A 25065-nucleotide genomic window follows, 5' to 3' on the forward strand; every position below is an offset into this window, starting at 1 on the left:
AGTAGTAAATTTGAAGGAAATGTTAGAAAAAAGATTAGCTTATTTATATTCTGGGGAATTATCTTCTATAATCGTTTTTGTCCCTGTTAGTTATCTATTAAATTATGCATTCCCTAATCTACAATTATATTCTCTATATTCATTTTGGGTATCCTTTATCCTTTTAGAGTTTCTTTTATTACAAGGAACGATTTATTGGTATGCAAAACTTAAAAGACTAAGAAATGAGAAGTCGGCTATAACTCCGATTAAGATTGTTCGACTGTTACATTGTTCAAAATCGCTTAATATAGTTATGATTATTACCGCAATTGTTGCATTTGCTTTTGATTTCATTAAATGGTATCCATCTTTTCCATTGGGTGGATTATCAATTGCATTCTTCATTTTTATCTTTGCAATTTTAGAGTTTATTAACTACTTTTACATTCAACTCTCATACGATAATGTCTCTGACATTAAAAATTTGTTAAAAAGTAGAAAATTGAAGAAATCCTCTCTGAATAAAGATTTTAAAAGAATAAATAAATTGGAACTCTGAAAATTGAGTTCCAATTTATTTTTACCATAAAATCAACAATGAATTTTAACAGAGCCTTTTATAAAAATGAAAGCATATTTTGATTTCCCAAAATCACCATCGCTGAAATTGATTCAAAATTATGCTAATCTTGTGATATTACTGAAAGGAGTGATTCGTGATGGGCAAATCAATTCCGGAAATCACACTAAATGATGGGATAACATTGCCAGTAATCGGTTTGGGTACATATAAACTGAAAGGGAATGAAGGGGCCAATTCCATCCAAAGTGCCATTGATATCGGCTACCGACTCATCGATTCTGCTTATAATTATGAAAACGAGGGAACGGTAGGGGAAGCCGTTAGACGCAGTTCTGTTCCAAGAGAAGAATTAAGAATTACATCTAAGTTACCAGGTCGCTATCAGTCGTATGACAAAGCGGTTACGACGATTCAAGAATCGTTGTATCGTGCAAATTTGGATTATTATGATTTATATCTGATTCATTGGCCTAATCCTAAACAGGACACATATGTGGAAGCGTGGCAAGCATTAATTGACGCCAAAAAATCGGGTCTGATTCGTTCGATTGGTGTTTGTAATTTCTTACCTGAACATATTGAACGTTTAGAAAAAGAAACTGGTGTTAAGCCAAGTATTAACCAAATCGAATTACATCCTTTTTTCAATCAAGCTGAACAAAGAAGATGGCATGATGAGAATAATATTGCGACAGAATCGTGGAGTCCATTTACACGAGGAATGAAAGACATAAATATCGACACGATTCAAACAATCGCCGAACATCACAACAAGACTATTTCACAAGTTATTTTACGGTGGCATTATCAACTGGGGGCTATTGCGATTCCTAAATCTGCTTCTCCTGAACGACAACATGAAAATCTATCTATTTTTGACTTTTCCCTAGATGATACAGAAATGAGCATGATTTCAGGGTTAACACGCCCTGATGGCAGAATTAACAATCAAGATCCTGCTACATATGAAGAGTTTTAAACCTTTCCGATACTATATATCTTCTTCAAGAAGGCTGTTTTCGTAAATAATGTTGTTAATAACAGTTTTTTTCAACTGAAGGTCAGATCCCCGTTGTGCTAAAGCATTAGCTCGTTGGGGGTCTAGCCATCTTTCCCATTACTAATATATATAAGTAATCTGCTATATTTTTTATGTAAGTGACCTTAAACATTCATTAAAATGATATCTTCGTTATAAAAATATCCGAATTCATTTTCATCGAATTTCACTTTATAAGCATATGTCTCTGATATACACGCATTTCGCTCACAAATTGTCCCTATTCTATTTTCAAATTCTTTTAGGTAAAAATAATCTTCTAGTTCCATAGATTCTTTGTTTACTCTTTTTATCTTCACCTTTTCCCCAACCTCGAAGTTAGTCATAGTAAGGTTATGATTAATATTCGTTGTTCCTTTTGATCCCAGAAAATCCATATGTTTTTTTTTCATACTTTCCATTAAAAACATCTCCCACTACCATTTTGATCATATCTATTCTAATTTATAGCATTTCTCTCCCACTACCAGACGATGAACTTTTTCGAATATTTCTTCATAGCTCGTATTGAGTGCAATAGCTAATTCTTTGAACAAGATATTTAGAATAGTAGTTAAAATTTTGCTATCGTGTTCAAAAAACTTCTTCCCAGCCATTTCAATTTCATCCTTTTTCCGCAGAAGGGTGTTGGCTACTTTAGCAATTTCGATACGATTACCGGATTTCATAATCTCTGTATATACTTGGCCTCGCAATTGCGGCTTTTCAATCCAATTAATTCCTGCCGAATGAAACGAATCTAGTATTATTTCTGCTTCCTCTTTATTCATTAATTTCAGGATTAGAGTTTTGTTATTATCTACCGGAGTACTGATTGTCAATTCATGATTATTTTCTATGGGATGCAATACGTAGTAAGCCTTAGTAATCCCGGCATATGTCTTATCACAGATTTCATCTACACGGCATATACCATGTCCTGAATAGACAATTAAATCACCAATCTTATACATAGTAAAAACTCCTTTTAAATCATATTGTTAACTAAGTTGACTATATACAGTTTACTTCTTTTTTAGTTATATTGTCAACTAAATTGACAATATTGATTTATTTTTATATAGTAGTTATCAGTTAAAAGATTGGAGTGAAAAAGTTGAATTCTAACTTGCAACACTTAGATCTATTTGATTTGATTAGTGAACATCATATTCAACTTCGTAAGATATCGGAGAAATTGTGGAACGATAGCAATGATATTTATTTATCGAATTCAGAGTGGTTTATTTTAGCCAGGATCTATCAGAAAAAGCAGGCAACGATTTCATGCATTTCAAAACGAGTAGATATTTCCCGACAAGCCATTCATAAGTTCATTAAACGTCTTGAAGTAAAAGGATTAGTGGAAATTAACAATCTAGAAAATAATAAGAAAGAGAAAAGTATTCAGCTAACTAAATTAGGCAAAGAATGCTAAGAAAAAAATGAGTCCTTAAAGGCTCAGCTTGAAAACAAAATCGCTGAAAACATCGGTGCTGAGCAAATTATAAAACTAAAAGAAATCCTAAAATTAGATTGGAAATTATAGCAAACCTTCTTATTTTTTATGAAGAAAATAATTTGTCAGTTTTAGGTTTTGTGCATAACTTCACATGTGTTTTTTGGTGGATAAAAAAACTTGAGTGGATTTGATTTTATGTTAATACTCTATGGAAAACCAAGTGGGAGAACCTGCATAAAGGCGAAGGAATGGCTTCAAGAAAATAATATTCCGTTTATTGAACGCAATGTTTTTTCTGATCCATTAACATTTGTGGAGATTAAAAAAATATTGAGTCTAACGGAAAACGGGACAGAGGATATTATTTCACAACGTTCGATAAAGTATCAAAAAAAGGAAATTGAGATCGATCAGTTACAGTTGAAGGATCTATACAGCTTAATTCAAAAGAAGCCAAGCATTTTAAAGAGTCCAATCATTCATGACGGAAAGCGTTTTATGGTCGGTTTTAATGAATCCCAGATTCGCAGATTTGTGCCAAAAACAGTTCGCCATAACAATTTCTTGCAGTGACCAAAGGTGACCAAAGGGACGGTTCATATGGCTTTTAATGAGGTATATCTGACCATCAGAACTGTCCCCATGGATCCCCCTATGGATTAGTCAATTAAAAGATAACTCTTAAATTCTAGTTTCTTCGTTGTTTCCAGCTGGATGTATTCAGCATGTTCTAATTGAATCTTTTTCGAAAATAGGGGACCGTCATATACATATGTATGGTATTCACCTGATTCTCCCATCGGGCAAATTGTCGTCATTTGTACATCTTGCAGAAACGATTCATCAAGCAATCTGCCAAGCCACGTCTCATCGAGGACATCCTCTCTTACGCGAATAACAATGGCTTTATAACCAGAATGGACAAAGGTTTCCAGTAAAGATACAGCATCTTCTTTTTTGCTCCAAAGGGGGTACAAGGAATCTACTCCTGCAGCATTAGCTACGTTTTCGCCCCAATCTCGATGTTCAACTAAATAGAGATCTCCATAAGCAATGCCAGTAATCTTAAATTGATCCTTCAATTTTTGAAGAGTTTTAACAAATTCCTCTGTGTACGTTTCATAGGAACATTCGATAAAATGAACAGGTATAGAAAGGGCCTCTCCCTGTAATCGAATCATGTCCATTCGCTCTCCATGGCCGAATGTACGACCGAGTTCTTTTGGAACGGTAGTTACGAGACAAGCGACCTCATATCCCTTCTGAATAAGAGAATCCAAGGCCATACAACAATCCTTTCCGCCACTCCATGATAATGCCACTTGTTTCTTCATCATTCATCATCCTTATTAAATTAGTATGTAATATTGATAGTTTATCATAAAAATGATAGGGAATCAGTCTCCAATGAATGAAAGCAGTAACGGATCCGGGAACTGACTCCATTTTTCAAAAACTTGACTAATATGAATGATTTAGTTTATTCTGAATATCCCATGTTTCCAAAAATTGAATAGTGAGGTGACTTGTACAAGGATGAGTACCAAAGACCAAGTGTCTGTGCGTGACCATAAAGACTATCAAACAGAAGTGGAGCGCTTAGAGTTTACAAAGGAATATATACATACCGTTTTAGAGATTTCTAAGGGGAATAAAGAATTTTTCCTTGAAAACATGAAACAAGCGTTTGCGGATCTGGACCCTCAGGATAGTAGTACGAGCTACACTGACCTCCTCGCGAATGCAAGATTTCTTGAATTAGCTGAAAGTGAACTGAAAAGGCTGGAAAGCGTGATTGGCAAACCATATTTTTCAAGGATCGATTTTACGAGCAATAGTACAAAAAAGGAAGAAATGTTGTACATAGGTAAGGTATCCTTGTTTGATCGTGTGACACAGCAGCCCATTATCGTGGATTGGCGTTCACCGATAGCCAATGTCTACTATGATGGCCGGCTGGGAGATGTGTCATATGAAGCATATGGGGAGACACAAACCGGTTACTTAGCATTAAAGAGGCAATATGAAATCGTCGATGGATTATTAAAAGAAATCCGAGATATCGATTTGACCACGCACGATGAACTTTTGCAGAAATCTTTGTCAGGTAAAGCAGATAATCGATTAACAGAAATCGTTGCGACCATTCAAAATGAGCAAAATGAAGTGATCCGGGCATCACTGAAACACCCGATTATTGTTCAAGGGGCCGCCGGAAGCGGGAAAACAACCATCGCACTCCATAGAATATCCTACTTTCTCTATTCCTTAGGGTTTAGCTTTCCTCCAGAAAAATTAATGATTCTCGCACCTAACCGACTGTTTATTGATTATATTTCTGCCGTCTTACCTGAACTAGGGGTCAACAAAATTAATCAAACCACTTTTATCGATTTTATGAGAAGTTGCTTGGGACAGAAAATAAAACTATTTTCTCCCAATACGAAACTAATGAAGCTCCTTGAAAGTAAAGGAACATCCAAATCAATCCAATGGGTTTCCAGCTACAAGGGATCACTCGAATTTAAGTCATTAATTGATCATTATGTTAAGGAATTGGAATGTAATCTTGCACCCAAAGAGGATTTTAGGGTGGAAAAATCCATTCTTTTGAAAGGTCAAAAGCTTAAAAATCTTTTTTTGAAAGAATATACATATTTACCAATCTATAAAAGGATCAGTAAAATTAAGTCCTTATTAGAAGATGATTTGAAAAAGAAGAAAACCATCATGCTAACAAACCTTAATAAGAAATACGATGCTGCTTTAGACCAGATTCTATATAGCAGGAGACTCGATTCGGAAAGAAGAAAGCAAAAAGTGACCATGCTGATGGAGAGGAAAGAAGAAAGATTGAAGCTGGTGGAGAAAGAGGCAAAGGCAGCGGTAAAAAAATATATGGAACCGCTTGTCATGAAAGATATTTTTACCTTATACAAGGAATTGATGTCTTCACCTGAATTGATCAAAAAGCATTCCACTACACTTTCGGATCAACAATGTAGGATCCTAAGTTCGTTTTGTCAGAAAATTTTTGCCAGAGGAGCATACGAACTGGAGGATTTAGCGCCATTATTTTATATGAAGGCAAAATTGGAAGGCATCGAAGAAAAATATAAAATGCGCAGTATCTTTATTGATGAAGCACAGGATTACAGCTATTTTCAATTTGCCGCATTAAAAGAAGGCTTCGATACCGACTTGTTTACCATTGTGGGAGATTTAGCACAAGGGATTCATTCCTATCGCGGCTTGAATAGTTGGGCACCTGTATTGAAAGAAATATTTCCAAATGCAAATTATCAAACCTTACAAAAAAGCTACCGAACGACCGTTGAGATTATGAATTTGGCAAACGAAATCCTTCAATTGATCGACCAAGACTTGCCAAAGGTCCAACCAGTCATTCGACATGGTCAAAAACCATTGTTTAAAACAATTGATCCTGTGAATCAAGAACAAGTCCGCCTGCAGCTGGAACAAGATATTGCCTCACTCAAAGAGGAAGAGCTTCACTCGATTGCCATCATTGGACGTACCGATAGAGATTGCCAAAGAATCTATCAAATCCTAAAAGATAGTCATCTTCCGATTCAATTAGTTGAGGAAAAAGAAGATATGAAGAAGGGGCACATCGCGATTTTACCTTCATATTTATCGAAAGGATTGGAATTTGATGCCGTTCTGATTGTTTGCTTGGAAGAACCGTATGCAAAAGTAGATCTGGATATCAAATTAATGTACGTATCTATGACAAGACCGATGCATCGATTGTATTTATACGGAGGGGACCCGGCAGACTTTTTATTACAACACGCGGACGCTTTACATTTCGACTGTTAAAATGAAGCAAAGTACCGGGGGAAGGACCGGGGGGACGGTTCTTCTGGCTTTTTTGGTCAAGGAAAGAGATTAAAAAAGGCCATGAGAACCGTCCCTGTGGCATCCTATTAATCCTGCAATAATATACTATAGCCCTTTTATTTTAAGATGTATGATTACATGAGTATACCTTGAAAGGAGGATCCTCATGAATATTACATCTTTTTTACTATACTGTTTTATTGTTACTTTTACACCAGGACCTACCAATATCGTCATATTATCCACCGTTAATAATTTAGGGGCGAAAAAGGCAATGGAATATACGTATGGAGCAACGATTGCTTTTGGTTTATTGCTTGTTATTTCTGCTATGTTGAATTCAATGCTGATATCGATCATTCCAAAAATTTTAACTGTTATGCAGATCATCGGAAGCTTATATATGTTCTATCTCGCATATCAAATTTACAAAGAAGATACGTCAAAGCCAACTGTAATCCAAACTGGTACCTTTATGTCAGGCTTTCTAATGCAGTTTATAAATCCAAAGGTAGTACTATTTACAATAACGGTCATTCCTAGCTTCATTATGCCGTACCATACCGAAGTGCCTGCAGTGACCTTAAGTGTGTTAGTTATAACTGTTATTGGATTCTTGGCATTTATTACTTGGGTGCTATTCGGTACAATCTTCAAGCAGTTTTTACAGAATCATAGTAAGATAGTGAATGTAATGATGGCATTATTTTTGGCTTATTCTGCAGTAATGATTTGGATGTAGGGAAGTTTAGTATGAGGTGAATGTAATGGACAAATTTATCTATAAGAAATCGGCAGGTATTACTGCGTTGTCAGCAAGTATGACTGATTTTACATATAAAAAGCATTCTCATAAGGAGTATGCAATAGGAGTAACCTTGCGTGGTATCCAACATTATCATTTGGATGGAAGTTTACAATTATCCTATCAAAATGGGGTTATGCTTTTTAATCCTGAACAGGCACATGACGGAAGGGCACATGATGAGGCAGGCCTTGATTACATTATGCTCTATATTGAGCCACAGTTGCTTTTAGAGGTTATGGAGAAAAAGGATATTGTACGTTTTGCAAACCCTATTGTGTATGATTATAGACTTGAACAAAGAATAGTAAGCCTTTCACATGCGATATTAAACGAAAAAGATGAAGCTTTGTGCAGTGAATTACTCGTATCCCTTACAGACAGCCTTATTCAAACGAATCTTTCTACAAATTATAAGAAAGATACCGCTCTACTTAGAAAAGCAAAGGATATGCTTCATGCCAACTTAGAACATGTACTGAAACTTGATGAGATATGTAATGAGCTCAATTTATCGAAATTTCAGTTTATCCGATTATTCAAGAATCATACCGGAATTTCACCATACCAATACTTTCTTAACTGTAAGATTGAACGTGCAAGGCAGTTAATAGAAAAAAATGGGGATATCTATTCTGCAGTAGCCCAATGTGGTTTTGTTGATTTAACCCATTTAAATAAACACTTTAAAAGCGTATATGGAACAACAGCATATGAATATATCTCACATTTACATTGAGGAGGAGTAGCCTATGAAAAAATCCAGTATTATTTTCTTTGAAAGAAAATTTCCAAGTGCAAACATGATCCTTATTCAGGATCAGCTCCCGATCCTGATCGATACTGGTTTTGGAAGTGATGCGAAAGAGACAGAGCAATTAATAAAAGAGGCAGGCGTTGCACCAGAAGAATTACACCTTATTGTAAACACGCACTATCATAGTGACCATGTAGGAGGCAATTTTCATCTTCAAAAAAATTATGGGGTAACGATTGCTGCTCATAAATGGGATGCCGATTTAATTAATTCTTGTGACCCTGAAGCTTGTAGTGCAGAGTGGTTAGATCAGCCTGTAGAACCTTATCGTGTCGATAAAAAGCTATCAGATAACGATGAGATTCATACAGGTAGCAGGACCTTGAAAGTCTTGCACACACCGGGACATACGTTAGGGCATATTTCTTTGTATGAACCTGAGGAAGGAATATTAATTTGCGGGGATCTCTTTCACAAAAATGATATCGGATGGTTAAATATCTTTCGAGAGGGTGTTTCATCTATCCAACGATCGATAGAAAGTTTGGAGCGGTTGTCCCTGCTCCGGATTGAGCAGGCATATTCAGGTCATGGACCTCAAATGGAGAATCCTATGGCTGCCATTGATGCAGCAAGGGAACGGTTTGAAAAGTGGCTCAAGGCGCCAGAAAAAGTTTCATGGCATGCCTGCAAGAGGATTTTTTCATTCACCTTAATCATGAAAAATGGAATGGCAAAAGAAGAAATCGATCACTACCTACTAAACTGTGGCTGGTTCCAAGATTTTGCACGCTACTCTTTCCAGCTTCAACCAGAAGAATTTATTCCAATCCTACTCGATGAAATGATTCGTTCCGGAGCAGCAAGCTGGCACAATCATCATTTAATCGCCACCGCCCCGTACCAAGTACCACAACAAGAGAAATGGATGAATAAGAACATAAAGCCGAAAGATTGGAAACCTCAAGATATTCTCTAATAATTTAATAAAAGGGGAATCAGTCTCTTCTTTGTTAATGAAGCGGGATAGTTGTATATTGTTTAAAATTTTTGTAATATTCGGATTACGATTAACTACAGTATTAAACTTTTAGGGGGAGATTTATTTGTCATTAAAAGTAGGAGATATCATTACGTTTGAACGGACTTTTACAGGAAGGGACGTTGAATTATTTATAGAGATTTCAGGTGATGAAGGGATTCATCATACAACCCCTGATGAACAGGGGAGACTTGTCATTCAGGGGTTGCTAACTGCTACATTACCAACAAAAGTTGGTGGAGATCACAATGTACTTGCTCGTACGATGAATTTTGAGTTTTTAAGACCAGTTTTTACTGGGGATACAATCATTTGTGAAGTGAAAATTGAAAAATACGAAAGGCAAGAGAATAATAGAACAGCCATTATGGCATCCTTTTTATGTAAAAATCAGAATGAAAAAGAAGTATTAAAAGGTGATTTTTCAGGTGCTATACTTTAATCAAAAAACAAATTTAAACCCCATAACTCTCTTGTGTTGAGTAATTTTACAGGAAGCGTGGAGACGGTTCCTATGCATGGACAAATATAAATGAAAATGTTCAAATGAATAAAAGAGTAACGAAAAAAGTGCCCAATTTCTCTATTTTTAATACTGAGGAATTGGGCTTTTTTATTGAATTTTTAATATCGCATTGCTCCTGCCTCTCGGGAAGTCATTGCACCTTGTCCTTCGCTTACATCTTTTTGAATTTCTTGTTTCACATTTTGTGCATTCGTTCCGGCAAATTCCGGTTTCATGATAGGACTCAAATTCTCTATAGCTTGTTGGTCTTGTTGCATTATCCATTATCCTTTGTACTTTTGGAGACATAAGCCATTCACGCATTAGTTAATGAAAAAGACGTGAACAAAAAACCAAGTAATGGATAGCACAGAATAAATAAAGAGCCAGGTTTCGTAAAAATACATTTAAAACATTAAATCAATGTGAGAAGTTTTTCCTTTCTTTGAAGGATAGATTCCGAAAGATTCTGGTATTAGTTGTGTTGATCGGTAGAGCAATTCAGATACAGTTACACTTTTATACCCGTTCTTATCTAAAAAGTCCAAAATGTTATCTAATGCTTTAACAGTAGAACAGGTTTGAGTATATTCACTACCATGCCAATCATGAAAAAGAATAATATTACCCGGCTTTATTCCTTTTTTTAAATAACTGCACATTTGATTTATCGGAGGATTTGCCCAATCACGGGAATCTTGATACCATGACCATAATACGACCGTTTTACCATTTTTTAAAGCTGTATTGATAATTTCATCATTATAAAAACCTCCTACAGGCCGATAAAGTGACGGTTTTAACCCAGTGAATTGCTTAATCATTTTATCTGTTTCTTCTAATTCGGATGATAATTTTGCAGAGGTTATATTTCCGTAAATATGGTGGAAAGTATGATTAGCAATTTCATGTCCCTCTTTCACTTCTCTTTTTAAAAAATCAGGAAATCTTACTACTTTATTGCCAGCTACAAAAAAGGTAGCTTTAGCATCATGTTTTGCCAATATATTAAGTATTTGTGGAGTGAAAACAGGATGAGGTCCATCATCAAAAGTAAGGGCAACTAACTTTTCCTTCGTGTTTACTTCCCAAATAACACGCCCTGTTTTTTCCAATGCTTCTCGACTATTAGTGGATGCAGCGGCATTTACTTGAAAGGTGAATAAAGGAATCAAAAGAATGGTAATAAGCAAAATTTTTTTCATTGGATACGCTCCTTATTTATGATGAACTTATTTTTTGATGTCTTTATTAAAAATATTTATCAAAAACAGGTAATTATGTGTTTGTTGGATCTAGTCGTTTCATGGTGCAGAGGTTTTATTCAATAGAAGAGGAGATACCTCTTCTTCAACTCATATGAAATTCATCGAAAAAAAGCAAAATCAAGTTCAAAAGTAATTTTTGGACGTAAATTTTGATAGTTTAGGGCTTAAAATCCCGCTAAAAGTGAAATTGTCTCGTTCGCTCAACTGTTCGTAACCCGTTATGGTAGAGGTACCCGGGAATACAAGGTAAAGCGCGCTTTCTGAAAGGGTTATACCATTGGAAAGCTTTGAACAGTTAGCCGAACAATACAAGCCAATGATCATCAAAATCATTCACTCACTACACATCTATAAAGACCAAGAAGAATTCTACCAGCTGGGGCTTATTGCCCTTTGGGAAGCCACCCGCCGCTTTGACGCGAAAAAGGGGAAGCTTGCCAGCTATGCTTACATGTATATTAAAGGGTATCTGCTCATGGAACTGAAGAAATGTCGTAAAAACGAGGAAAGAAATCTTTATCCTAATGAAGAGTTTTGGAGCGTCATAGAAGATCACGCTTCCTTATGCCCATTAGAAGAAGAAACGCTTCGCTCTTATTGCAATGGCCTAACACCCAACCAAACAAAGTGGGTCATCTACTCGGCCCATTATAGCTTATCTACAAGCGAGATTGCCGCATTAGAGAAAGTGTCTGTTTCTGCCGTAAAAGGCTGGCGTGCCGGGGCTCGTGAAAAAATAAAGAGGTTAATGATGGACTAGCGTACATGGGTACGGATCAATAAGCGGTTGTGTCAGACCCACGTCGTGCTAACGCTTTAGCGTGGTGGGGGTCTGACTTCTTTTTGGGGAGGACCACGGGGACGGTTCTACTGGCTTTTTGGGACAAGGAAAGAGATTAAAAAAGGCCATGAGAACCGTCCCTGTGGCACCTGTGGGCAGGGAAATGCAAGGGCATTCTCATCTATTGAGGAAATCTTTAAACAGAATGTTTTAACAAATCGTATTAACACCAACCATTTTGAAATGAAAATAAATGAGGTTATTCGATTGGCTGTAGCCGAGGATTTAATAAAAAAATGATAGGAAAATAGAGGTCACTTTTTCCGAATGTGGTTACATAATTTGATTAATAGGGTAGCAAGAATTGAACAGCACAAAATAGTTCTCCCTGTCCAATTTATACCTGGCGGTCTGCTTAAGAATCAGGGCTAAAACCTATTTTTCCACCAGTTTAGCCAGAACGATTTATATGTAAACTAAGAATGATAGTAATTAAAGAAAATCCGGTAAATATTGTGCCATCTCAATGACATCATTGTAGGCTTTTTTTCATACTATATTTTGGGGTGATAAAATGCCAAGAGTAAATTACCGAAGTTCAGATGTTGACTTAATGGCAAGGATGATGAGAGCAGAAGCCGAAGGAGAAGGAAAACAAGGGATGTTATATGTTGGAAATGTCATTGTTAATCGTCTTAAAGCAGATTGTTCAGACTTTAAAGGTTTAAGAAAAATTTACGATGTCATTTTTCAAATACAAGGAGGAAATTATTCATTTGAAGCTGTTCAAAAAGGAAATGTATTTTATCAAAAAGCGAGATCTGCTGAAAAAAGATTAGCAAAACAGAACTTGGATTATTGGAGAGAACACCCAGGGAAATATGCCCTTTGGTATTTTAATCCATATGCTCCATGCCCTCCAACATGGTACGGTCAACCTCATTCTGGTCAATATAAAAACCATTGTTATTATGAACCAAAAGCGGGAACATGTGATAGTGTTTATAAAGGTAGTTAAGCTTACTCATTGAGTAAGCTTTATTCCATTTTCCACCAACTCAATAACTAAAAAACTATATTTTATAGGATTACCTTATGCTTAATAGGAAATTCTATTGTTAGCAAAACTTTTAGATAACATTTTTGCTTTAGAAAGGTGGGAAGTGGATGGAGTCACTATGGCTTGAATATGCTTGGACATTGCTAATTCTAATCGGATTAGAAGGATTGTTATCGGCTGACAACGCTCTTGTACTAGCAGTAATAGCCAAGCATTTACCCGCAGATCAGAAAAAAAGCGCTATAAATTATGGAATCATCATGGCATTTGCTTTCAGATTTGCTGCACTTTTTGTCATTTCTTTTATTGCAAACGTTTGGCAAATCCAGGCGATAGGTGCAGCTTACCTTCTTTACCTAGGATTAAAGCATGTCATAAAGGCACGGTTCGGAAAAGGAAATGAGAATATTCATAAAGACGATGAAAAGGAATCCGTAGGAAAAGGTTTTTGGCCCACAGTAGGGAAGATTGCATTAGCTGATCTCGCTTTTGCAATTGATTCCATTCTAGCTGCTGTTGCACTTGCCCTTGGTCTTCCAGATTCACCACTTGACAATTTCGGCGGTATGGATGGGGGACAGTTCATTGTTGTTCTTCTTGGTGGTATTGCGGGCCTTGTTTTGATTAAGTATGCAGCAACTTGGTTTGTGCAACTTCTTGAAAAACGACCAGCTTTGGAAACAACAGCATATGCAATTGTTGCCTGGGTTGGTGTCAAACTTGCTGTCATTACCCTTGCCCATGAGGATATTGGTGTCTTAGATCATCATTTTCCCCACAGTACCGCTTGGACACTAATTTTCTATGGAGTCCTAGTAGGTATCGCTCTAATTGGTTGGTTTGCACCAGGTAAAAGGCCATAAAGTGGGCCATGGGGACGGTTCTACTGGCTTTTTTGGACAAGGATAGGAGATTAAAAAAGGACAAAAGAACCGACCCAGTGGCTACCTGCATGTTTTGGTTAATGAAAGCCATTTTAGAAGTATCCGTTAAGCGTTTTGGTCTTCATTAACTCGATGAAGACCATTTTGCTTGTATTTATACCGAGTTTTGGTCTTCATTATCAGAATAGATGGGGCTTATTGAACTTTTCTTAAGCCCTTGCCATCATGATTCTCTCGAATAACTTCTTCGCAAACCCCGTAAGAACGCCAAGAACAAGTTTCACAGACAACTTGAATATCGGCGGGGATCACATGCTTCCGGATACGGGATTCAATATCCTCCCATTTCAGAATTTGTCCAATTTTATGGTTCATTTTGTCTAAAATAACAGCATCTCTTTCATAAATCTGAACGACTTGGCAATGGTATTCACCGAGTTAGGGTACTTTTCACACAACTAATCTGGTCCCTTTACAAGCAGAATCAACGTTTTTGGGTCGTTTCTCAAGGTTTGATGCAACCGAGTCATATTTTCCACGTATTCTTGAGAATAACCCATTCACCGATAGCCTAAAAGGCAAAAAAGATGATGTCCTCGCAACTTATACATAATTCTCCCCCAGTTTGTTTAATTCTTTTTAATTTTAAAAGTAAACTATAATTGTAATTTGGTTAACATCTATATGGTGTATCATACCATATGATACTTTCTCAATAGGGAAATTTTTTTCTGCAGAACCAATCTGGAAATCAATCTATAACACATTTTTTTTAAGGTATTCCGATTATAGGAAGGTTTACAGAATCGGTGAATAAAGTGAATAAACATTTATATTAGGCTAATTCTAAAGAGAGTTGATAAGAAAAAGGAGATGAGTTGGATGGAGCCACATAAAATTACAAACATGATTATCGATGACGATTTTGCTGTTGAGGAGTATGTGACTACGGAATTTACCTACAATCATAAATCGTATAGCATAACATTTAAAAAAGCAGACCTTGAAATCATCAATTCCTGGGTGTTTGAGGATGGTACCTCATTTCCAGCAGATGTACCGGAAGCAATAGTGGAATCAATTAGGGAAGAAGTCAAAAAAGGAATCTAGGTTTCAGTTCGCAGTAGATACATATACATAGGAAAAAACTAACCTATTCTCTTACGGCTAGGTTAGTTTCTTGTCAAACAGTCCACAGAGGACTACTAAATCATTATTCCTGTACCAATCGTACAAGCATATGTGCCAATTTGTGCTGCTCTTCCTCCGTACCCACTTTCCAAAGCTCTTGTAATAATCGCTCTTCAGAATTTTTCGGTGACTGCTTATCCGCAAGATAATCGGCCACTTTTTGCGCTGAATTGGCTAATTGCTCCTCATCCATCCCAAGTTTTATACCCAAATCAACTTTCCCCCTCAGGTATTCCCTAAAATCATCAAAACTTGTTAAGGCATCACCGTTCTTGTAAATATGATTAGCTATTTCTTGATTCTGCAACTGCTTATCCATGTAAATCACTCCTTGTTTGGATTGTTTACCATTTATTTAATGTGCTTATTCCATACTTACCCTGGGTCCTCCTAGATAAAACCTGGTTCATTTTGTGAAACATGAATATCTGGTCGATAATTAGCGCCTGTACCATTAACGTAAAATAATTGACGTTGTTGGTAGGTATAAGGTAAACTAATCCTCAAGGAGGTAATAAACGTGCCTATTAAAAAGTCAGAAAATATAGAATTTTTAATATCCGACCTCGTTGAAGAATTTGGGATTAGTCAACGATCCATTCGATACTATGAAGAATTAGGTTTAATCCATCCGAAGCGGACAGCTGGGAACCATCGAACTTATACAAAGAGAGACAGAGCGAGAATCAAAATGATTCTAAGGGGAAAGCTCCTCGGGTTTTCATTACAGGATGCTGCCACTCTTATTAGTCTTTATGATATTGACTCCTCTCAAATCAAACAGTATGAAGAGGGGATTAGGCTGGCTTATCAACATTTAAGTGAGGTGAGGGAACGACAAGAAGAGTTAAAGCTGTTGGAAAATGATTTATTGGAAGCCATAGAAGATGCCGAAGCAAAATATAATTCTCTTAAAGAAAAGGAGCAAGTGGATGAATAAAAAGGTCTTGGTAGATCAACAGGATGGCGTAACGATTATCACAATTAATCGGCCGGAAAAACATAATTGTATTGATGGGGAAACAGCCCAGTTGCTCTATGAAGCATGGGCCAAATTTCGTGATGATGATCAGGCGAAAGTAGCCATCTTAACAGGAAGTGGTCAATCATTCAGTTCTGGTGCTGATTTAAAAGCGATTGATTCATTAGGGCCGCAAAATCAATATGATCCCGATTTTGTTTATGATGGAAAAGGATATTTAGGCTTTACAAGAATGACCGATATTTTCAAACCTACCATTGCAGCGGTAAATGGTTACTGCTTTGCGGGTGGCTTGGAAATGGCGACATGGTGTGACATTCGCATAGGAGCAGAAAATGCTGAGTTTGGCTGCCTCGAAAGGCGTTGGAATGTTCCTTTAGTTGACGGGGGAACGCAGCGGATTCCAAGAATTGTTGGTTGGGGCCGTGGAATGGATTTAATTTTAACCGGAAGAAAAATTGATGCTGCAACTGCATTGGATTGGGGATTAGTGACGGAAGTGGCAGAACCTAGGAATCTATTAAATCGGGCTCTAGAACTGGCACACCAAATGGCCTCCTATCCGCAAGGTTCACTCAGATCTGATAAGCAAGCGGCAGTAAGAGGATGGGGACTTCCACTTGAAGAAGCGTTACGAATTGAATGTCAATTAGGGATGCCTCATACAAAAAGTGAAGAGACAAGAGAAGGTTTAAATAATTTTATCAATCGAAAGGGGAAATAGCATGATAGCTGCTGAGTTAATTAAAAGAGGAGCCAAATATTATTCCAAAGAAACCGCGGTTATCTTTAAAGATAAAAAGCGAACCTTTGAGGAAGTTCATAAAAATTCTAATCGTTTAGCCAATGCTCTTTTTAAATTGGGATTGGAAAAAGGGGACCGGATATCCTTTTTGCTTGCGAATTCCATTCATAGTGTGGAAATTGACTTTGCAATGTTAAAATCCGGTTTGGTGCGTGTTCCTTTAAATACTAGGCTTTCGGAAGAAGAACAATTCCATATGATTGCAGAAACCGATTCAAAGGCGATTTTATTTACCGAAGAATTTGCGGATAGAGTGGCAAGATTGAGAGGAAGACTCTCCGATGTATCGTTATTTTGCCAAGTAGACGGAACGGTCAAATATGATTGGGTTATTCCAATATTCGATGAAATGAAAACGGTTACAGATGAAGACCCAACCGTCCCATTGTCTGAAGAGGATTACGCTACCCTGCAATATACATCAGGTACCACTGGAAAGTTAAAGGCGGCTATTCATACACAAGGCTCCTGGGCAGCCATGGCAACGAATATATTGTCAACTCTTACGATTGAAAAGGGTGACATTATGATGCATGCGGCTCCCTTAACACACGCTTCTGGGATACTGGTCTTACCACATTGGATTCGGGGAGCCGCAAACGCAATTCTCCCAACCTTTCATCCTCAAGAATTCCTGCAAACTGTCGAAATGCTTAAACCTACTACGCTAAACTTAGTCCCAACCATGATTGTCATGCTGCTATCACATCCAGAAGTGGAAAAATATTCTTTTGATTCCGTCCGAAGTCTCATTTATGGCGCTTCGCCGATGCCAAGAGAAGCATTGAAAAGAGGCTTGGAACTATGGGGCCCGAAATTTATTCAATATTTTGGGCAAACAGAAGTTCCTCTGATTCTATCAATATTGCCTGTTGAGGACCATGTTCTAGCATTAGAAAATCCTGACCACTATGACAAGCTTTTATCATGCGGTAGACCTACGATTACAACAGAAGTGAAAATTGTCGATGAAGATGGGCTAGAGGTGCCGCAAGGAGAAATTGGCGAAATTGTGGTATCCTCTAGTCAGGCGATGGCAGGCTATTGGAAGGAGGAGGCATTGACCGCTGAAACGATGAAAGGAAAGTGGGTCTATACACGGGACATGGGCTATATAAACCAGGATGGTTACTTGTATTTAGTGGACCGTAAGTCTGATATGATCATCAGTGGCGGATTTAATATTTATCCTCGTGAAGTGGAAGAGGTTCTATACCAACATCCTGCAGTGTTGGAGGCGGCAGTTGTTGGAGTACCAGATGCAACATGGGTTGAAAGTGTGAAAGCCTTTGTTGTTTTGAAAGAAGGGCACACTACGAGTGATGAAGAAATAATTGAGCATTGCAAAAATCACCTAGCATCCTATAAAAAGCCAAAACATGTGGAGTTTATAGATAGTTTGCCGAAAAGTGCGGTAGGGAAAGTTGTTAGGCGAATGCTGCGGAAGGAAGAATTACGGAAGTAAAAAACCATTGGGACGGTTCTGGTGGTCTATTTTAACCTCATTTAAAGCCAAGAGAACCGTCCCTGTGGTTAATCCACTTTTAATGATTTCTTTATCAATAAATATTGTTCAATCTCTTTCAGGAGTTGAAATAACTGGGCTCTCGCCTCAAATTCATCCCGGGATGTCGGGAGACGTTCATCTTTAAATTGATTATGCAAATCATCCAAGCGATTTAAATGAAGTTGTGCCGTATTTCCTGGGTGAATGGCTTCGCTTAATTCTTCAAGGAAGTCCGCTATCATATATCTTTGGGTGACAAGCAGATCAATGGATGTCACCATCGGCAAGATCCGTTCAATAATTTCAAATTGTTTTTCACGCGTCTTAAAATAATGGTAATAATAATCTTGTGTTCGTAAAAAATGGTTTTGGACATCCCGAAACGCTATGCTTTTTGCTTCTTCTAGCAAGCGGGCTGTTTCAATGATTTCTTTACCCACCCAACGGCTTTCATTGGTCCGAAGGTAAGAGACCATTTCTTGAAAGATGGTTCGGAAATCTTCTTCTATCTTCACTTGATATTGTTTTAATTTAGCGTCAAGGCTCGGCATATATAAATTAACAAAAAGAGCGACTCCAATTCCAATCGCAATAAGAGCGATCTCGTTGAATACAATATCAAGCGTTATCTTTTTGGCTGTGAAGAGATGAAGAATTATAACCGAACTGGTTACGATCCCTTCTGAAACTTTAAAAAAGACTGTAACTGGTATAAACACCAATAGCAGCAATCCAAGTACCACAGGATGGTAGGCAATCGTTTCAAAGAAGATAAACGAAAATCCGATGGCAATCATGCATGCGATAAATCTGGAATAGGCAGCCTGCAACGACTTTTTTTTGGAATTCTTTACACAAAGAATTGTCAAGATACCCGCAGAAGCAAAGGAATTCAACCCGAAAAATTGAGCAATACTAATCGCTGCAGCTGCTCCGATGGCAGTCTTGATGGTTCGATAACCGATTTTCAATGGGAACATATCATACCTCTAATCATTCTGGATCATTACATAAGTATACATAAAAATGCCGAAACCATCTAGTTTTTTGGGTGACCAAGGGTGACCAGGGGGACGGTTCTACTGGCTTTTTTTGGACAAAGAAAGAAAAAAAAAGGCCATGAGAACCGTCCCTGAGGCCCTTCCTGTAGCCCTTTTTTCATTTAAATTTAATTCATACTTTACAGATAGGAATAATGTATTTATAATAAATTTAACAAGAATAAATAAGCGAACCAAATGGGAATTTCTTAGGTTGATAAATGGAACGGTTAAGTCTTTCTTAACGAAAAAGGAAATGAAGCATTTAAATTTGGGGGAGTGTTTCTTATGAAAAATAACATGGAAAAGAAGAGACAAAAACTTATCAATAAGCTTATTTTTTTTAATGTATATAAGAAAGAGGACAAACTGCTGTACGAATTACCGCTTTCAAGGTTAGAGTATGAATATAAAAGATACAAATTGGAAAACCATCCACATGGGGAGTTCGGTTCTATTCAGTGGATATAGTTTTTCAGTTGAGTAAGCTGCCATGATCATAAAAAATTAAAACTAGTGCCAGTCACAATCCAGAAATCTGGAACGTGCCTGGCACTTTTCTGTTGTATAGCCTAGAAAAAAGTATCCAAACTAAAAAGCGGCTCTAGTATTAGGCCAGTGGGCCAGTCCCCCGACATGCTAACGTTTTAGTGCGCTAGGGGTCTGCCCTTTTTTTCACACATGGGCAAATTTATAAAATCTCAATTACTTTGATTCTTGAAGAGATCTCTTCCTCCGCAGATTTGTAATCCCATTCATGTGGATAGTAGCCTAATGGATTGCATATCATTTCGATACCTTTATATTGCTCATGATATCGTGAATGAATATGACCGAAATATATTTTTTAACACCATATTTTACAGCAAGTTCTCCGAAGCGAGAACTACCCATCATAGCATTAAAAAAATCCCAACTTGGATCCCCATTACACAATACAAAATGTGAGAAGAGGACAACATGGGTTACCATGATGATATTTTTATCATGATATTTCCTTAACCAATGCTCTAGTTGTGCGAGATATCGTTCTGTTTCCTTCTGATCATGTCCTGGCCAGTGCGCATAAATCTTGTCTGGCCATGTGAAGGCATTGTATTGACCAAGTGAGAATTGTTCTTTCGTGTATTCTTTGAGCCCGAATGTGTAATCATACCAGCCGCCATCACCAATAACCACCCGATTCCACATAATTCCACCGGACCATTTCCAAGGTTGCCCGGAAATTCAAGTAAGGTTTCATAAGCAAATTTTGAATTCTCGTGATAAATATCGTGGTTCCCATGAACAAATAAAACCTTGGTTTGAGGAAATTCACTTTGTAGTTGATTCAAAAGGGCAAGGCTTTTTTCGGGGCCTGCAGCTATGTCGCCACTAGTAATAAACACATCAGGTAAATGGGCTGCACTCCATTTTTTTAAAACACCCATGACATCAGCTTTCGTATTTTTTCGATTTAATCCTTCATGAATATCCGACAAAATCGAAATTTTCATACCGATCGCTCCTAATGGTTACTTTTAGTGCTGCTTTGAAATAAGTATTTCGTTGGGCCCGATGATGTTTCCTTTAATTCTTTCGTATTTGTTTCCAAAAAAATTTAGATGTTCAGTTTTGGACTATCAATGTTTTAGAAAAAAATCAACCATTTTCCTAAATGCTTCTTGTGCCGATTTTGCATTATATTTTGGAGAGAATGGGTCACTAAATCCATGGTGTCCGTAAAACTTATGTATCTCGATATTCTTTTCTTCTAAGCATAAAATTAACTTGTCAACATCAAATGATTGCTCTTTTTGTGGGAAAAATAGCATTATGGGAGGTAGCGGATCTATTTCTACATAATCCCTAATTCGTGAACCATAGTAACCGACAATTCCATTGATATTTTCATCTTTACTACACAACCAAGCAATAGTTGCCCCGACACTAAATCCGATAATGTATACTTTTTTATATTTGTCTTTAATTTCTTCTAATAGACTTTTAATTTTATTCAATACATGAGTAAAACCTATATTTTTCATAAAATTATCATAAGCAACTTCCTCTTGAGAATAATCAAAAGGTGCTCCTTGTTGTAAAAAATTTGGACAAATGACATCAAAATCTTTTTCTGATAACGATTGACAAATATCTTTCATATGCTGGTTAATTCCATAAATTTCATGGATAACAATGATTACTGTGTCAGAATTGTTCTCTATGTTTATCAATTTATACCTCCATTTCTCCTTATCTCACGCTATTCAAAATTTGGAAATTTGTCAAGTTGCGCCTCCGACAAAGTGATTGAAGTACCAATCACTAATCTTCTCTTTCTGGAAAGATTACATTTAAATCAATTTTCAGGGTATTTAGTGCAAAAATTAATCAATAATGGATTCCCGCCAATATTCCAAACTAAAAGGCATCAAGGAGCTTACTATTTCACTGGGAAATGTCGATTCTATATCATGTCCCGGGTTGATGAAGAAATTGAAAAGGAGAAAATAGCGATGACAGGGCTGCCATCGCGTTTTTTATATACTGAGACCATCATGAAAAGAGGAGATGGTCAAATGAAATGCTGGAATACCTGATTTTTATAAGAGAAATCGTTTCCTGAAATTGAGGATTTCATGGCACTTAAAGTGTGAATCTTTCTGCCGGGTACATGAATGAGCATACCTCATCTGAGACGTTTAATGTTGAAGTCTGTTATGACACGCTTAAGTTAATAACTGCAGTTTTTCACGATAGCAGAAATCTGAAGAGAACTTTAAGGCAAATCGAAATGCTAACAAATGTAAGGAGTGAGGTCCAGTGAATAAACAATTGGTTTTCGTATATGGAACATTAAGAAAGCATCAAAGAAATCATCATCTATTGAGTGGTGCTACCTGTCTTGCCAGTCAGTGTTGGACAGTTGGCAAGCTGATAGATTCAGAGTTTGGTTACCCCTATTTAGTGCCTTCGGCTAGTGGCAGAGTTTACGGGGAGATTTATCAGGTAGATCAACTTCAGCTTAAGGCACTCGATACACTTGAGGGATACCACGGCCCTAAACAAAATAATTACTACCTACGGACAAAGCAGCTTATTCATACCGATACAGAAAGTTATGAAGCATTTGTCTACATTTTTTCGAATGAAAAATTAACACGAAACCTGATGCAAATAAAGAACGGAGACTGGAGTGTCAATCAACTACTTAACCAAAATCAATCATTATTTTATTTTGCTTATGGCAGCTGTATGGATGATGTCCGGTTCCGAACTGCCGGTGTTAACCACTATTTTCAAAAAGTAATCGGCTTCGGCATTTTAGATGGTTATACATTACGATTTACTAAAAGGTCTCACGACGGAGGTCGGGCTGACATCGTCGAGGAACCTGGCACGGTGGAAGGAAAAGTCTATGAAATACCACTAGAGGCTCTTTCATATTTATATCGAAGAGAAGGTGTAAATGCAGGCTGTTATCGGCCCGCATTAATTGATATCACCATAAATGGTAGGGCAATCAAAAACGTATTTACATTTGTCGTCGTTGATAAAGAACCGGAAACAGCGCCGCCAAATCATTATATCGAAGAAATACTTCGAGGAGGCCACGGATTTCTGAGTGCAGATTATATGGAAAAACTAAGAAAACAATTAAAAGAAAATTTTAATTTAGAAGATTAATAACTTACTACGATGGCAAAGCAATTCTTCAACGGTGAAATTCCTCGGACTTTAGTGCTTCATAAGGATGTCCCAGCAAAATCACTGGAAATGATGCGGCAAAGGGCTCGTGAGCTTGACTACCAATATAAACTGACACTATCCGTTTTTAGATGTTCATCGATATTGAATCATTTGAAAATACTTGAGGGCTATCCAATGGATTTGGAGGTCTGTGTACCAGTCTTTCTTCGTGAATACAATGTTTGGAATCGGAAGCAGGAAGTAAAAGGTGGCTTGGATTCATTTAATGATTTATAAAAATGTTTATAAAGTTTTTAGCAATGATGGTAAGACTAGCGGTGGATTAAGGCTATAACACACTGAGATTTTTAAGGGATATTTGGATATTTATGTTAAAATTAAAATATGAGTTATAGCCATCGGAAGTTTAATTGTCCAATTTAATAATGAAAATGCAGGGTCAAAATGAAAAAAAGTACAAAATTTGGATTGTATGCATCGTTAATTGTATTAATTGGATTTCCAATTCTTTTTTTCTGCCTATCATTGTTTACTGGAAAATGGAATTATCTCTTGTTAAGTATTCCACCTTCGTTAACTGCGGGATTAACTAGTTTAATGATGACCCTTAACCAGATAAAAAAAGAACGCAAAAGTGTTTAAAGGAACCATAGGGACGGTTCTGATGGCCTGCTTTAACCTATTTTAAAATCATGAGAACCGTCCCTGAGGTGTTCTTATGTTGGAAGAACAAAATAATGAACCGAAAAGAAATTAAATGCTCTACCCTAAGGTCTGACCCTTTTTCCAGTGCATGAACATACCGGTTAGCCATCCATGAATCACACAGTAAAATTTGAAAAACATCTTTCTTACATGGAGTTGAATAAAGCTTCGAAACCTAATGACAGGCCAGTTTTTGCGAAAAAAATAGCTTCCCTGATTTATTCAAGAGGAGTGGGTTTGGTTCCAATTACGATAGTAGCGTCCAGTTCATCATTGCGTGCTATCTGAGGTATTAGCCCGTATCGGGTAAAGATTTCAAAGGTCTGATGTGCCTGCCTTTCGCTTGTCTCTACTAATAAATGCCCACCCGAAGCAAGCCAGAGACAAGCTTCATTTGCCACTCTACGCTGAATGTCAAGTCCATCATCTCCTCCGTCAAGTGCCAACTTCGGTTCATGTAGACGTGCATCCTGGGGAAGCAGCTTGATTACCTCGGTAGGTACATAAGGTGCGTTTGCTACTAGGATGTCGACTTTCCCTCGCAGTGTAGCTGGTAGTGGCTCATAGAGGTCACCTTCATAAACGAGACCACCATGGCTAGAAACATTGCCAAGCGCACAGCGTACCGCAGCAGGGTCGATGTCGACTGCATACAACTCAATCCCCCCCAGTGCTTTGGCTATTGAGACGCCCACCGCACCAGTACCGCAACAAAGGTCAACGACAATGGCACCAGGCAATGAAAAGTCAACTGCCTTTTGGACGAGAAACTCAGTGCGGCGGCGGGGGACAAAGACTCCTGGGTCAACTTTTATCCTGATGCCGCAGAACTCTGCCCAACCGAGGACATGTTCAAGGGGGATACCAGTTATACGAAGATTGACCATAGCGGACAGGGCATCCAATGTCCGTGCCTCAGATATAAGAAGCTTAGCCTCATCTTCGGCAAAAACACAACCGGCGGTCTGAAGTCTCTCGATCATACTTTTTTTTAATTGGTCATCAATATAAAGTTTATTTTGCTTTCCTATAAATACCACCCAATCTTTATAACGGTTATTATAGGAAGTTCGTTAAAAATTGGAAAAGTCCTTCTCAATTAAGATTCCT

The 25065-nt window shown here is 37.4% G+C and carries 30 protein-coding genes and 1 pseudogene; 20 read left to right on the forward strand and 11 right to left on the reverse strand.

The window, feature by feature from the left end:
• Positions 1 to 10 precede the first annotated feature (10 nt).
• On the forward strand, positions 11 to 541 hold the full coding sequence (locus ACIQXV_RS10960) for a general stress protein (protein WP_402958708.1): 531 nt from the start codon (positions 11 to 13) through the stop codon (positions 539 to 541).
• A 160-nt stretch (positions 542 to 701) separates the two neighbouring features.
• Complete coding sequence (locus ACIQXV_RS10965) at positions 702 to 1544, forward strand: aldo/keto reductase (protein ID WP_402958710.1); 843 nt, start codon at positions 702 to 704, stop codon at positions 1542 to 1544.
• A 185-nt stretch (positions 1545 to 1729) separates the two neighbouring features.
• Here ACIQXV_RS10965 and ACIQXV_RS10970 read toward each other — a convergent pair whose 3' ends face one another.
• Both ACIQXV_RS10970 and ACIQXV_RS10975 read right to left on the reverse strand, forming a co-directional pair.
• Entirely contained in the window at positions 1730 to 2026 is a 297-nt protein-coding gene (locus tag ACIQXV_RS10970) for a hypothetical protein (RefSeq protein WP_402958712.1), read from the reverse strand.
• Between the two features lie 33 nt (positions 2027 to 2059).
• On the reverse strand, positions 2060 to 2578 hold the full coding sequence (locus tag ACIQXV_RS10975) for a CarD family transcriptional regulator (RefSeq protein ID WP_402958714.1): 519 nt from the start codon (positions 2576 to 2578) through the stop codon (positions 2060 to 2062).
• Between the two features lie 143 nt (positions 2579 to 2721).
• Here ACIQXV_RS10975 and ACIQXV_RS10980 point away from each other — a divergent pair, with 143 nt between their 5' ends.
• Positions 2722 to 3042 (forward strand): MarR family transcriptional regulator, encoded by a 321-nt coding sequence (locus ACIQXV_RS10980; RefSeq protein WP_402958716.1) that lies wholly within the window; start codon positions 2722 to 2724, stop codon positions 3040 to 3042.
• A 219-nt stretch (positions 3043 to 3261) separates the two neighbouring features.
• The gene (gene spx / locus ACIQXV_RS10985) at positions 3262 to 3639 is read left to right on the forward strand and encodes a transcriptional regulator Spx (protein ID WP_402958798.1); all 378 of its coding nucleotides are present in this window, start codon (positions 3262 to 3264) and stop codon (positions 3637 to 3639) included.
• Between the two features lie 86 nt (positions 3640 to 3725).
• Here the strand turns inward: spx and ACIQXV_RS10990 are convergent, their stop codons facing one another.
• Entirely contained in the window at positions 3726 to 4403 is a 678-nt protein-coding gene (locus ACIQXV_RS10990) for a Dph6-related ATP pyrophosphatase (RefSeq protein ID WP_483874203.1), read from the reverse strand.
• 199 nt (positions 4404 to 4602) lie between these two features.
• Here ACIQXV_RS10990 and helD point away from each other — a divergent pair, with 199 nt between their 5' ends.
• The 5 genes from helD to ACIQXV_RS11015 all read left to right on the forward strand — a co-directional run bounded on the left by helD (position 4603) and on the right by ACIQXV_RS11015 (position 9976).
• Positions 4603 to 6909 carry an RNA polymerase recycling motor HelD gene (helD, locus tag ACIQXV_RS10995; RefSeq protein WP_402958718.1) on the forward strand — a complete coding sequence of 769 codons (2307 nt, stop codon included), beginning with the start codon at positions 4603 to 4605 and terminating at the stop codon, positions 6907 to 6909.
• 187 nt (positions 6910 to 7096) lie between these two features.
• Positions 7097 to 7672, forward strand: coding sequence for a LysE family translocator (locus ACIQXV_RS11000; protein ID WP_402958720.1), 576 nt, complete (start codon positions 7097 to 7099; stop codon positions 7670 to 7672).
• 25 nt (positions 7673 to 7697) lie between these two features.
• Positions 7698 to 8474, forward strand: a complete 777-nt coding sequence (locus ACIQXV_RS11005; RefSeq protein ID WP_402958722.1) for an AraC family transcriptional regulator — start codon at positions 7698 to 7700, stop codon at positions 8472 to 8474.
• Positions 8475 to 8487: 13 nt separating this feature from the next.
• Positions 8488 to 9471, forward strand: a complete 984-nt coding sequence (locus ACIQXV_RS11010; protein WP_402958724.1) for an MBL fold metallo-hydrolase — start codon at positions 8488 to 8490, stop codon at positions 9469 to 9471.
• Between the two features lie 127 nt (positions 9472 to 9598).
• The gene (locus ACIQXV_RS11015) at positions 9599 to 9976 is read left to right on the forward strand and encodes a hotdog domain-containing protein (RefSeq protein WP_402958726.1); all 378 of its coding nucleotides are present in this window, start codon (positions 9599 to 9601) and stop codon (positions 9974 to 9976) included.
• A 182-nt stretch (positions 9977 to 10158) separates the two neighbouring features.
• On the opposite strand, the gene ACIQXV_RS11020 is transcribed toward ACIQXV_RS11015, so the two are convergent.
• Positions 10159 to 10317, reverse strand: a complete 159-nt coding sequence (locus ACIQXV_RS11020; RefSeq protein WP_402958728.1) for a hypothetical protein — start codon at positions 10315 to 10317, stop codon at positions 10159 to 10161.
• 129 nt (positions 10318 to 10446) lie between these two features.
• Positions 10447 to 11244 carry a polysaccharide deacetylase family protein gene (locus ACIQXV_RS11025; RefSeq protein WP_402958730.1) on the reverse strand — a complete coding sequence of 266 codons (798 nt, stop codon included), beginning with the start codon at positions 11242 to 11244 and terminating at the stop codon, positions 10447 to 10449.
• A 340-nt stretch (positions 11245 to 11584) separates the two neighbouring features.
• Between ACIQXV_RS11025 and ACIQXV_RS11030 the strand changes: the two genes are divergently transcribed.
• The 3 genes from ACIQXV_RS11030 (at position 11585) to ACIQXV_RS11040 (ending at position 14011) form a co-directional block, all read left to right on the forward strand.
• Positions 11585 to 12067, forward strand: a complete 483-nt coding sequence (locus tag ACIQXV_RS11030; RefSeq protein WP_402958732.1) for a sigma-70 family RNA polymerase sigma factor — start codon at positions 11585 to 11587, stop codon at positions 12065 to 12067.
• Between the two features lie 595 nt (positions 12068 to 12662).
• A complete protein-coding gene (locus ACIQXV_RS11035; RefSeq protein WP_402958734.1) occupies positions 12663 to 13106 on the forward strand; it encodes a cell wall hydrolase in 444 nt (147 codons plus the stop codon).
• Positions 13107 to 13255: 149 nt separating this feature from the next.
• Positions 13256 to 14011, forward strand: coding sequence for a TerC family protein (locus ACIQXV_RS11040; protein WP_402958736.1), 756 nt, complete (start codon positions 13256 to 13258; stop codon positions 14009 to 14011).
• A 216-nt stretch (positions 14012 to 14227) separates the two neighbouring features.
• On the opposite strand, the pseudogene ACIQXV_RS11045 reads toward ACIQXV_RS11040, so the two are convergent.
• Positions 14228 to 14592: pseudogene (locus ACIQXV_RS11045) on the reverse strand (DUF1284 domain-containing protein).
• Between the two features lie 322 nt (positions 14593 to 14914).
• Here ACIQXV_RS11045 and ACIQXV_RS11050 point away from each other — a divergent pair.
• Positions 14915 to 15142 (forward strand): hypothetical protein, encoded by a 228-nt coding sequence (locus ACIQXV_RS11050; RefSeq protein ID WP_402958738.1) that lies wholly within the window; start codon positions 14915 to 14917, stop codon positions 15140 to 15142.
• A 103-nt stretch (positions 15143 to 15245) separates the two neighbouring features.
• Here ACIQXV_RS11050 and ACIQXV_RS11055 read toward each other — a convergent pair whose 3' ends face one another.
• Positions 15246 to 15542 (reverse strand): DUF3243 domain-containing protein, encoded by a 297-nt coding sequence (locus tag ACIQXV_RS11055; RefSeq protein ID WP_402958740.1) that lies wholly within the window; start codon positions 15540 to 15542, stop codon positions 15246 to 15248.
• A 201-nt stretch (positions 15543 to 15743) separates the two neighbouring features.
• On the opposite strand from ACIQXV_RS11055, the gene ACIQXV_RS11060 reads away from it, so the two are divergent.
• From ACIQXV_RS11060 to ACIQXV_RS11070, 3 genes are read left to right on the forward strand one after another with little or no spacing between them, the layout of a single operon-like run.
• The gene (locus ACIQXV_RS11060; RefSeq protein ID WP_402958742.1) at positions 15744 to 16163 is read left to right on the forward strand and encodes a MerR family transcriptional regulator; all 420 of its coding nucleotides are present in this window, start codon (positions 15744 to 15746) and stop codon (positions 16161 to 16163) included.
• Positions 16156 to 16929 (forward strand): enoyl-CoA hydratase-related protein, encoded by a 774-nt coding sequence (locus ACIQXV_RS11065; protein WP_402958744.1) that lies wholly within the window; start codon positions 16156 to 16158, stop codon positions 16927 to 16929. The genes ACIQXV_RS11060 and ACIQXV_RS11065 overlap by 8 nt, the downstream gene beginning before the upstream one ends.
• A gap of 1 nt (position 16930) precedes the next feature.
• On the forward strand, positions 16931 to 18475 hold the full coding sequence (locus ACIQXV_RS11070) for a class I adenylate-forming enzyme family protein (protein ID WP_402958746.1): 1545 nt from the start codon (positions 16931 to 16933) through the stop codon (positions 18473 to 18475).
• A gap of 68 nt (positions 18476 to 18543) precedes the next feature.
• Here the strand turns inward: ACIQXV_RS11070 and ACIQXV_RS11075 are convergent, their stop codons facing one another.
• The gene (locus ACIQXV_RS11075; RefSeq protein ID WP_402958748.1) at positions 18544 to 19497 is read right to left on the reverse strand and encodes an aromatic acid exporter family protein; all 954 of its coding nucleotides are present in this window, start codon (positions 19495 to 19497) and stop codon (positions 18544 to 18546) included.
• A 348-nt stretch (positions 19498 to 19845) separates the two neighbouring features.
• Here ACIQXV_RS11075 and ACIQXV_RS11080 point away from each other — a divergent pair, with 348 nt between their 5' ends.
• Positions 19846 to 20028 (forward strand): Fur-regulated basic protein FbpA, encoded by a 183-nt coding sequence (locus tag ACIQXV_RS11080; protein WP_402958750.1) that lies wholly within the window; start codon positions 19846 to 19848, stop codon positions 20026 to 20028.
• Positions 20029 to 20567: 539 nt separating this feature from the next.
• Here the strand turns inward: ACIQXV_RS11080 and ACIQXV_RS11085 are convergent.
• Positions 20568 to 21053 carry a metallophosphoesterase gene (locus ACIQXV_RS11085; protein WP_402958752.1) on the reverse strand — a complete coding sequence of 162 codons (486 nt, stop codon included), beginning with the start codon at positions 21051 to 21053 and terminating at the stop codon, positions 20568 to 20570.
• Positions 21054 to 21179: 126 nt separating this feature from the next.
• Positions 21180 to 21773, reverse strand: coding sequence for a dienelactone hydrolase family protein (locus ACIQXV_RS11090; protein WP_402958754.1), 594 nt, complete (start codon positions 21771 to 21773; stop codon positions 21180 to 21182).
• Positions 21774 to 22362: 589 nt separating this feature from the next.
• On the opposite strand from ACIQXV_RS11090, the gene ACIQXV_RS11095 reads away from it, so the two are divergent.
• From ACIQXV_RS11095 to ACIQXV_RS11105, 3 genes are all read left to right on the forward strand, one after another.
• Positions 22363 to 23226, forward strand: coding sequence for a gamma-glutamylcyclotransferase family protein (locus tag ACIQXV_RS11095; RefSeq protein WP_402958755.1), 864 nt, complete (start codon positions 22363 to 22365; stop codon positions 23224 to 23226).
• Between the two features lie 12 nt (positions 23227 to 23238).
• Positions 23239 to 23526, forward strand: coding sequence for a hypothetical protein (locus ACIQXV_RS11100; protein ID WP_402958756.1), 288 nt, complete (start codon positions 23239 to 23241; stop codon positions 23524 to 23526).
• Positions 23527 to 23694: 168 nt separating this feature from the next.
• Positions 23695 to 23892 carry a hypothetical protein gene (locus ACIQXV_RS11105; protein ID WP_402958757.1) on the forward strand — a complete coding sequence of 66 codons (198 nt, stop codon included), beginning with the start codon at positions 23695 to 23697 and terminating at the stop codon, positions 23890 to 23892.
• Between the two features lie 281 nt (positions 23893 to 24173).
• Here the strand turns inward: ACIQXV_RS11105 and ACIQXV_RS11110 are convergent, their stop codons facing one another.
• Positions 24174 to 24938: a putative protein N(5)-glutamine methyltransferase gene (locus tag ACIQXV_RS11110; protein WP_402958801.1), complete on the reverse strand. Its 765-nt coding sequence runs from the start codon at positions 24936 to 24938 to the stop codon at positions 24174 to 24176.
• Positions 24939 to 25065 lie beyond the last annotated feature (127 nt).

The organism is Neobacillus sp. NPDC097160 (assembly GCF_044762155.1).
GTDB lineage: Bacteria > Bacillota > Bacilli > Bacillales > Cytobacillaceae > Neobacillus.

What these genes read in the sequence shown, in the direction of transcription:
- ACIQXV_RS11050 (WP_402958738.1), top strand. Translation starts at nt 14,915, where the DNA reads ATGGAGCCACATAAAATTACAAACATGATTATCGATGACGATTTTGCT.
- ACIQXV_RS11105 (WP_402958757.1), top strand. Translation starts at nt 23,695, where the DNA reads ATGAAAAAAAGTACAAAATTTGGATTGTATGCATCGTTAATTGTATTA.
- ACIQXV_RS11020 (WP_402958728.1), bottom strand. Translation starts at nt 10,317, where the DNA reads ATGCAACAAGACCAACAAGCTATAGAGAATTTGAGTCCTATCATGAAA.
- ACIQXV_RS10990 (WP_483874203.1), bottom strand. Translation starts at nt 4,403, where the DNA reads ATGATGAAGAAACAAGTGGCATTATCATGGAGTGGCGGAAAGGATTGT.
- ACIQXV_RS11005 (WP_402958722.1), top strand. Translation starts at nt 7,698, where the DNA reads ATGGACAAATTTATCTATAAGAAATCGGCAGGTATTACTGCGTTGTCA.
- ACIQXV_RS11000 (WP_402958720.1), top strand. Translation starts at nt 7,097, where the DNA reads ATGAATATTACATCTTTTTTACTATACTGTTTTATTGTTACTTTTACA.
- ACIQXV_RS11055 (WP_402958740.1), bottom strand. Translation starts at nt 15,542, where the DNA reads ATGGATAAGCAGTTGCAGAATCAAGAAATAGCTAATCATATTTACAAG.
- ACIQXV_RS11100 (WP_402958756.1), top strand. Translation starts at nt 23,239, where the DNA reads ATGGCAAAGCAATTCTTCAACGGTGAAATTCCTCGGACTTTAGTGCTT.
- ACIQXV_RS11085 (WP_402958752.1), bottom strand. Translation starts at nt 21,053, where the DNA reads ATGAAAATTTCGATTTTGTCGGATATTCATGAAGGATTAAATCGAAAA.
- ACIQXV_RS11080 (WP_402958750.1), top strand. Translation starts at nt 19,846, where the DNA reads ATGAAAAATAACATGGAAAAGAAGAGACAAAAACTTATCAATAAGCTT.
- ACIQXV_RS11065 (WP_402958744.1), top strand. Translation starts at nt 16,156, where the DNA reads ATGAATAAAAAGGTCTTGGTAGATCAACAGGATGGCGTAACGATTATC.
- ACIQXV_RS11110 (WP_402958801.1), bottom strand. Translation starts at nt 24,938, where the DNA reads ATGATCGAGAGACTTCAGACCGCCGGTTGTGTTTTTGCCGAAGATGAG.
- helD (WP_402958718.1), top strand. Translation starts at nt 4,603, where the DNA reads ATGAGTACCAAAGACCAAGTGTCTGTGCGTGACCATAAAGACTATCAA.
- ACIQXV_RS10975 (WP_402958714.1), bottom strand. Translation starts at nt 2,578, where the DNA reads ATGTATAAGATTGGTGATTTAATTGTCTATTCAGGACATGGTATATGC.
- ACIQXV_RS11040 (WP_402958736.1), top strand. Translation starts at nt 13,256, where the DNA reads ATGGAGTCACTATGGCTTGAATATGCTTGGACATTGCTAATTCTAATC.
- ACIQXV_RS11070 (WP_402958746.1), top strand. Translation starts at nt 16,931, where the DNA reads ATGATAGCTGCTGAGTTAATTAAAAGAGGAGCCAAATATTATTCCAAA.
- ACIQXV_RS10965 (WP_402958710.1), top strand. Translation starts at nt 702, where the DNA reads ATGGGCAAATCAATTCCGGAAATCACACTAAATGATGGGATAACATTG.
- ACIQXV_RS11010 (WP_402958724.1), top strand. Translation starts at nt 8,488, where the DNA reads ATGAAAAAATCCAGTATTATTTTCTTTGAAAGAAAATTTCCAAGTGCA.
- spx (WP_402958798.1), top strand. Translation starts at nt 3,262, where the DNA reads ATGTTAATACTCTATGGAAAACCAAGTGGGAGAACCTGCATAAAGGCG.
- ACIQXV_RS11075 (WP_402958748.1), bottom strand. Translation starts at nt 19,497, where the DNA reads ATGTTCCCATTGAAAATCGGTTATCGAACCATCAAGACTGCCATCGGA.
- ACIQXV_RS11035 (WP_402958734.1), top strand. Translation starts at nt 12,663, where the DNA reads ATGCCAAGAGTAAATTACCGAAGTTCAGATGTTGACTTAATGGCAAGG.
- ACIQXV_RS11025 (WP_402958730.1), bottom strand. Translation starts at nt 11,244, where the DNA reads ATGAAAAAAATTTTGCTTATTACCATTCTTTTGATTCCTTTATTCACC.
- ACIQXV_RS10970 (WP_402958712.1), bottom strand. Translation starts at nt 2,026, where the DNA reads ATGGAAAGTATGAAAAAAAAACATATGGATTTTCTGGGATCAAAAGGA.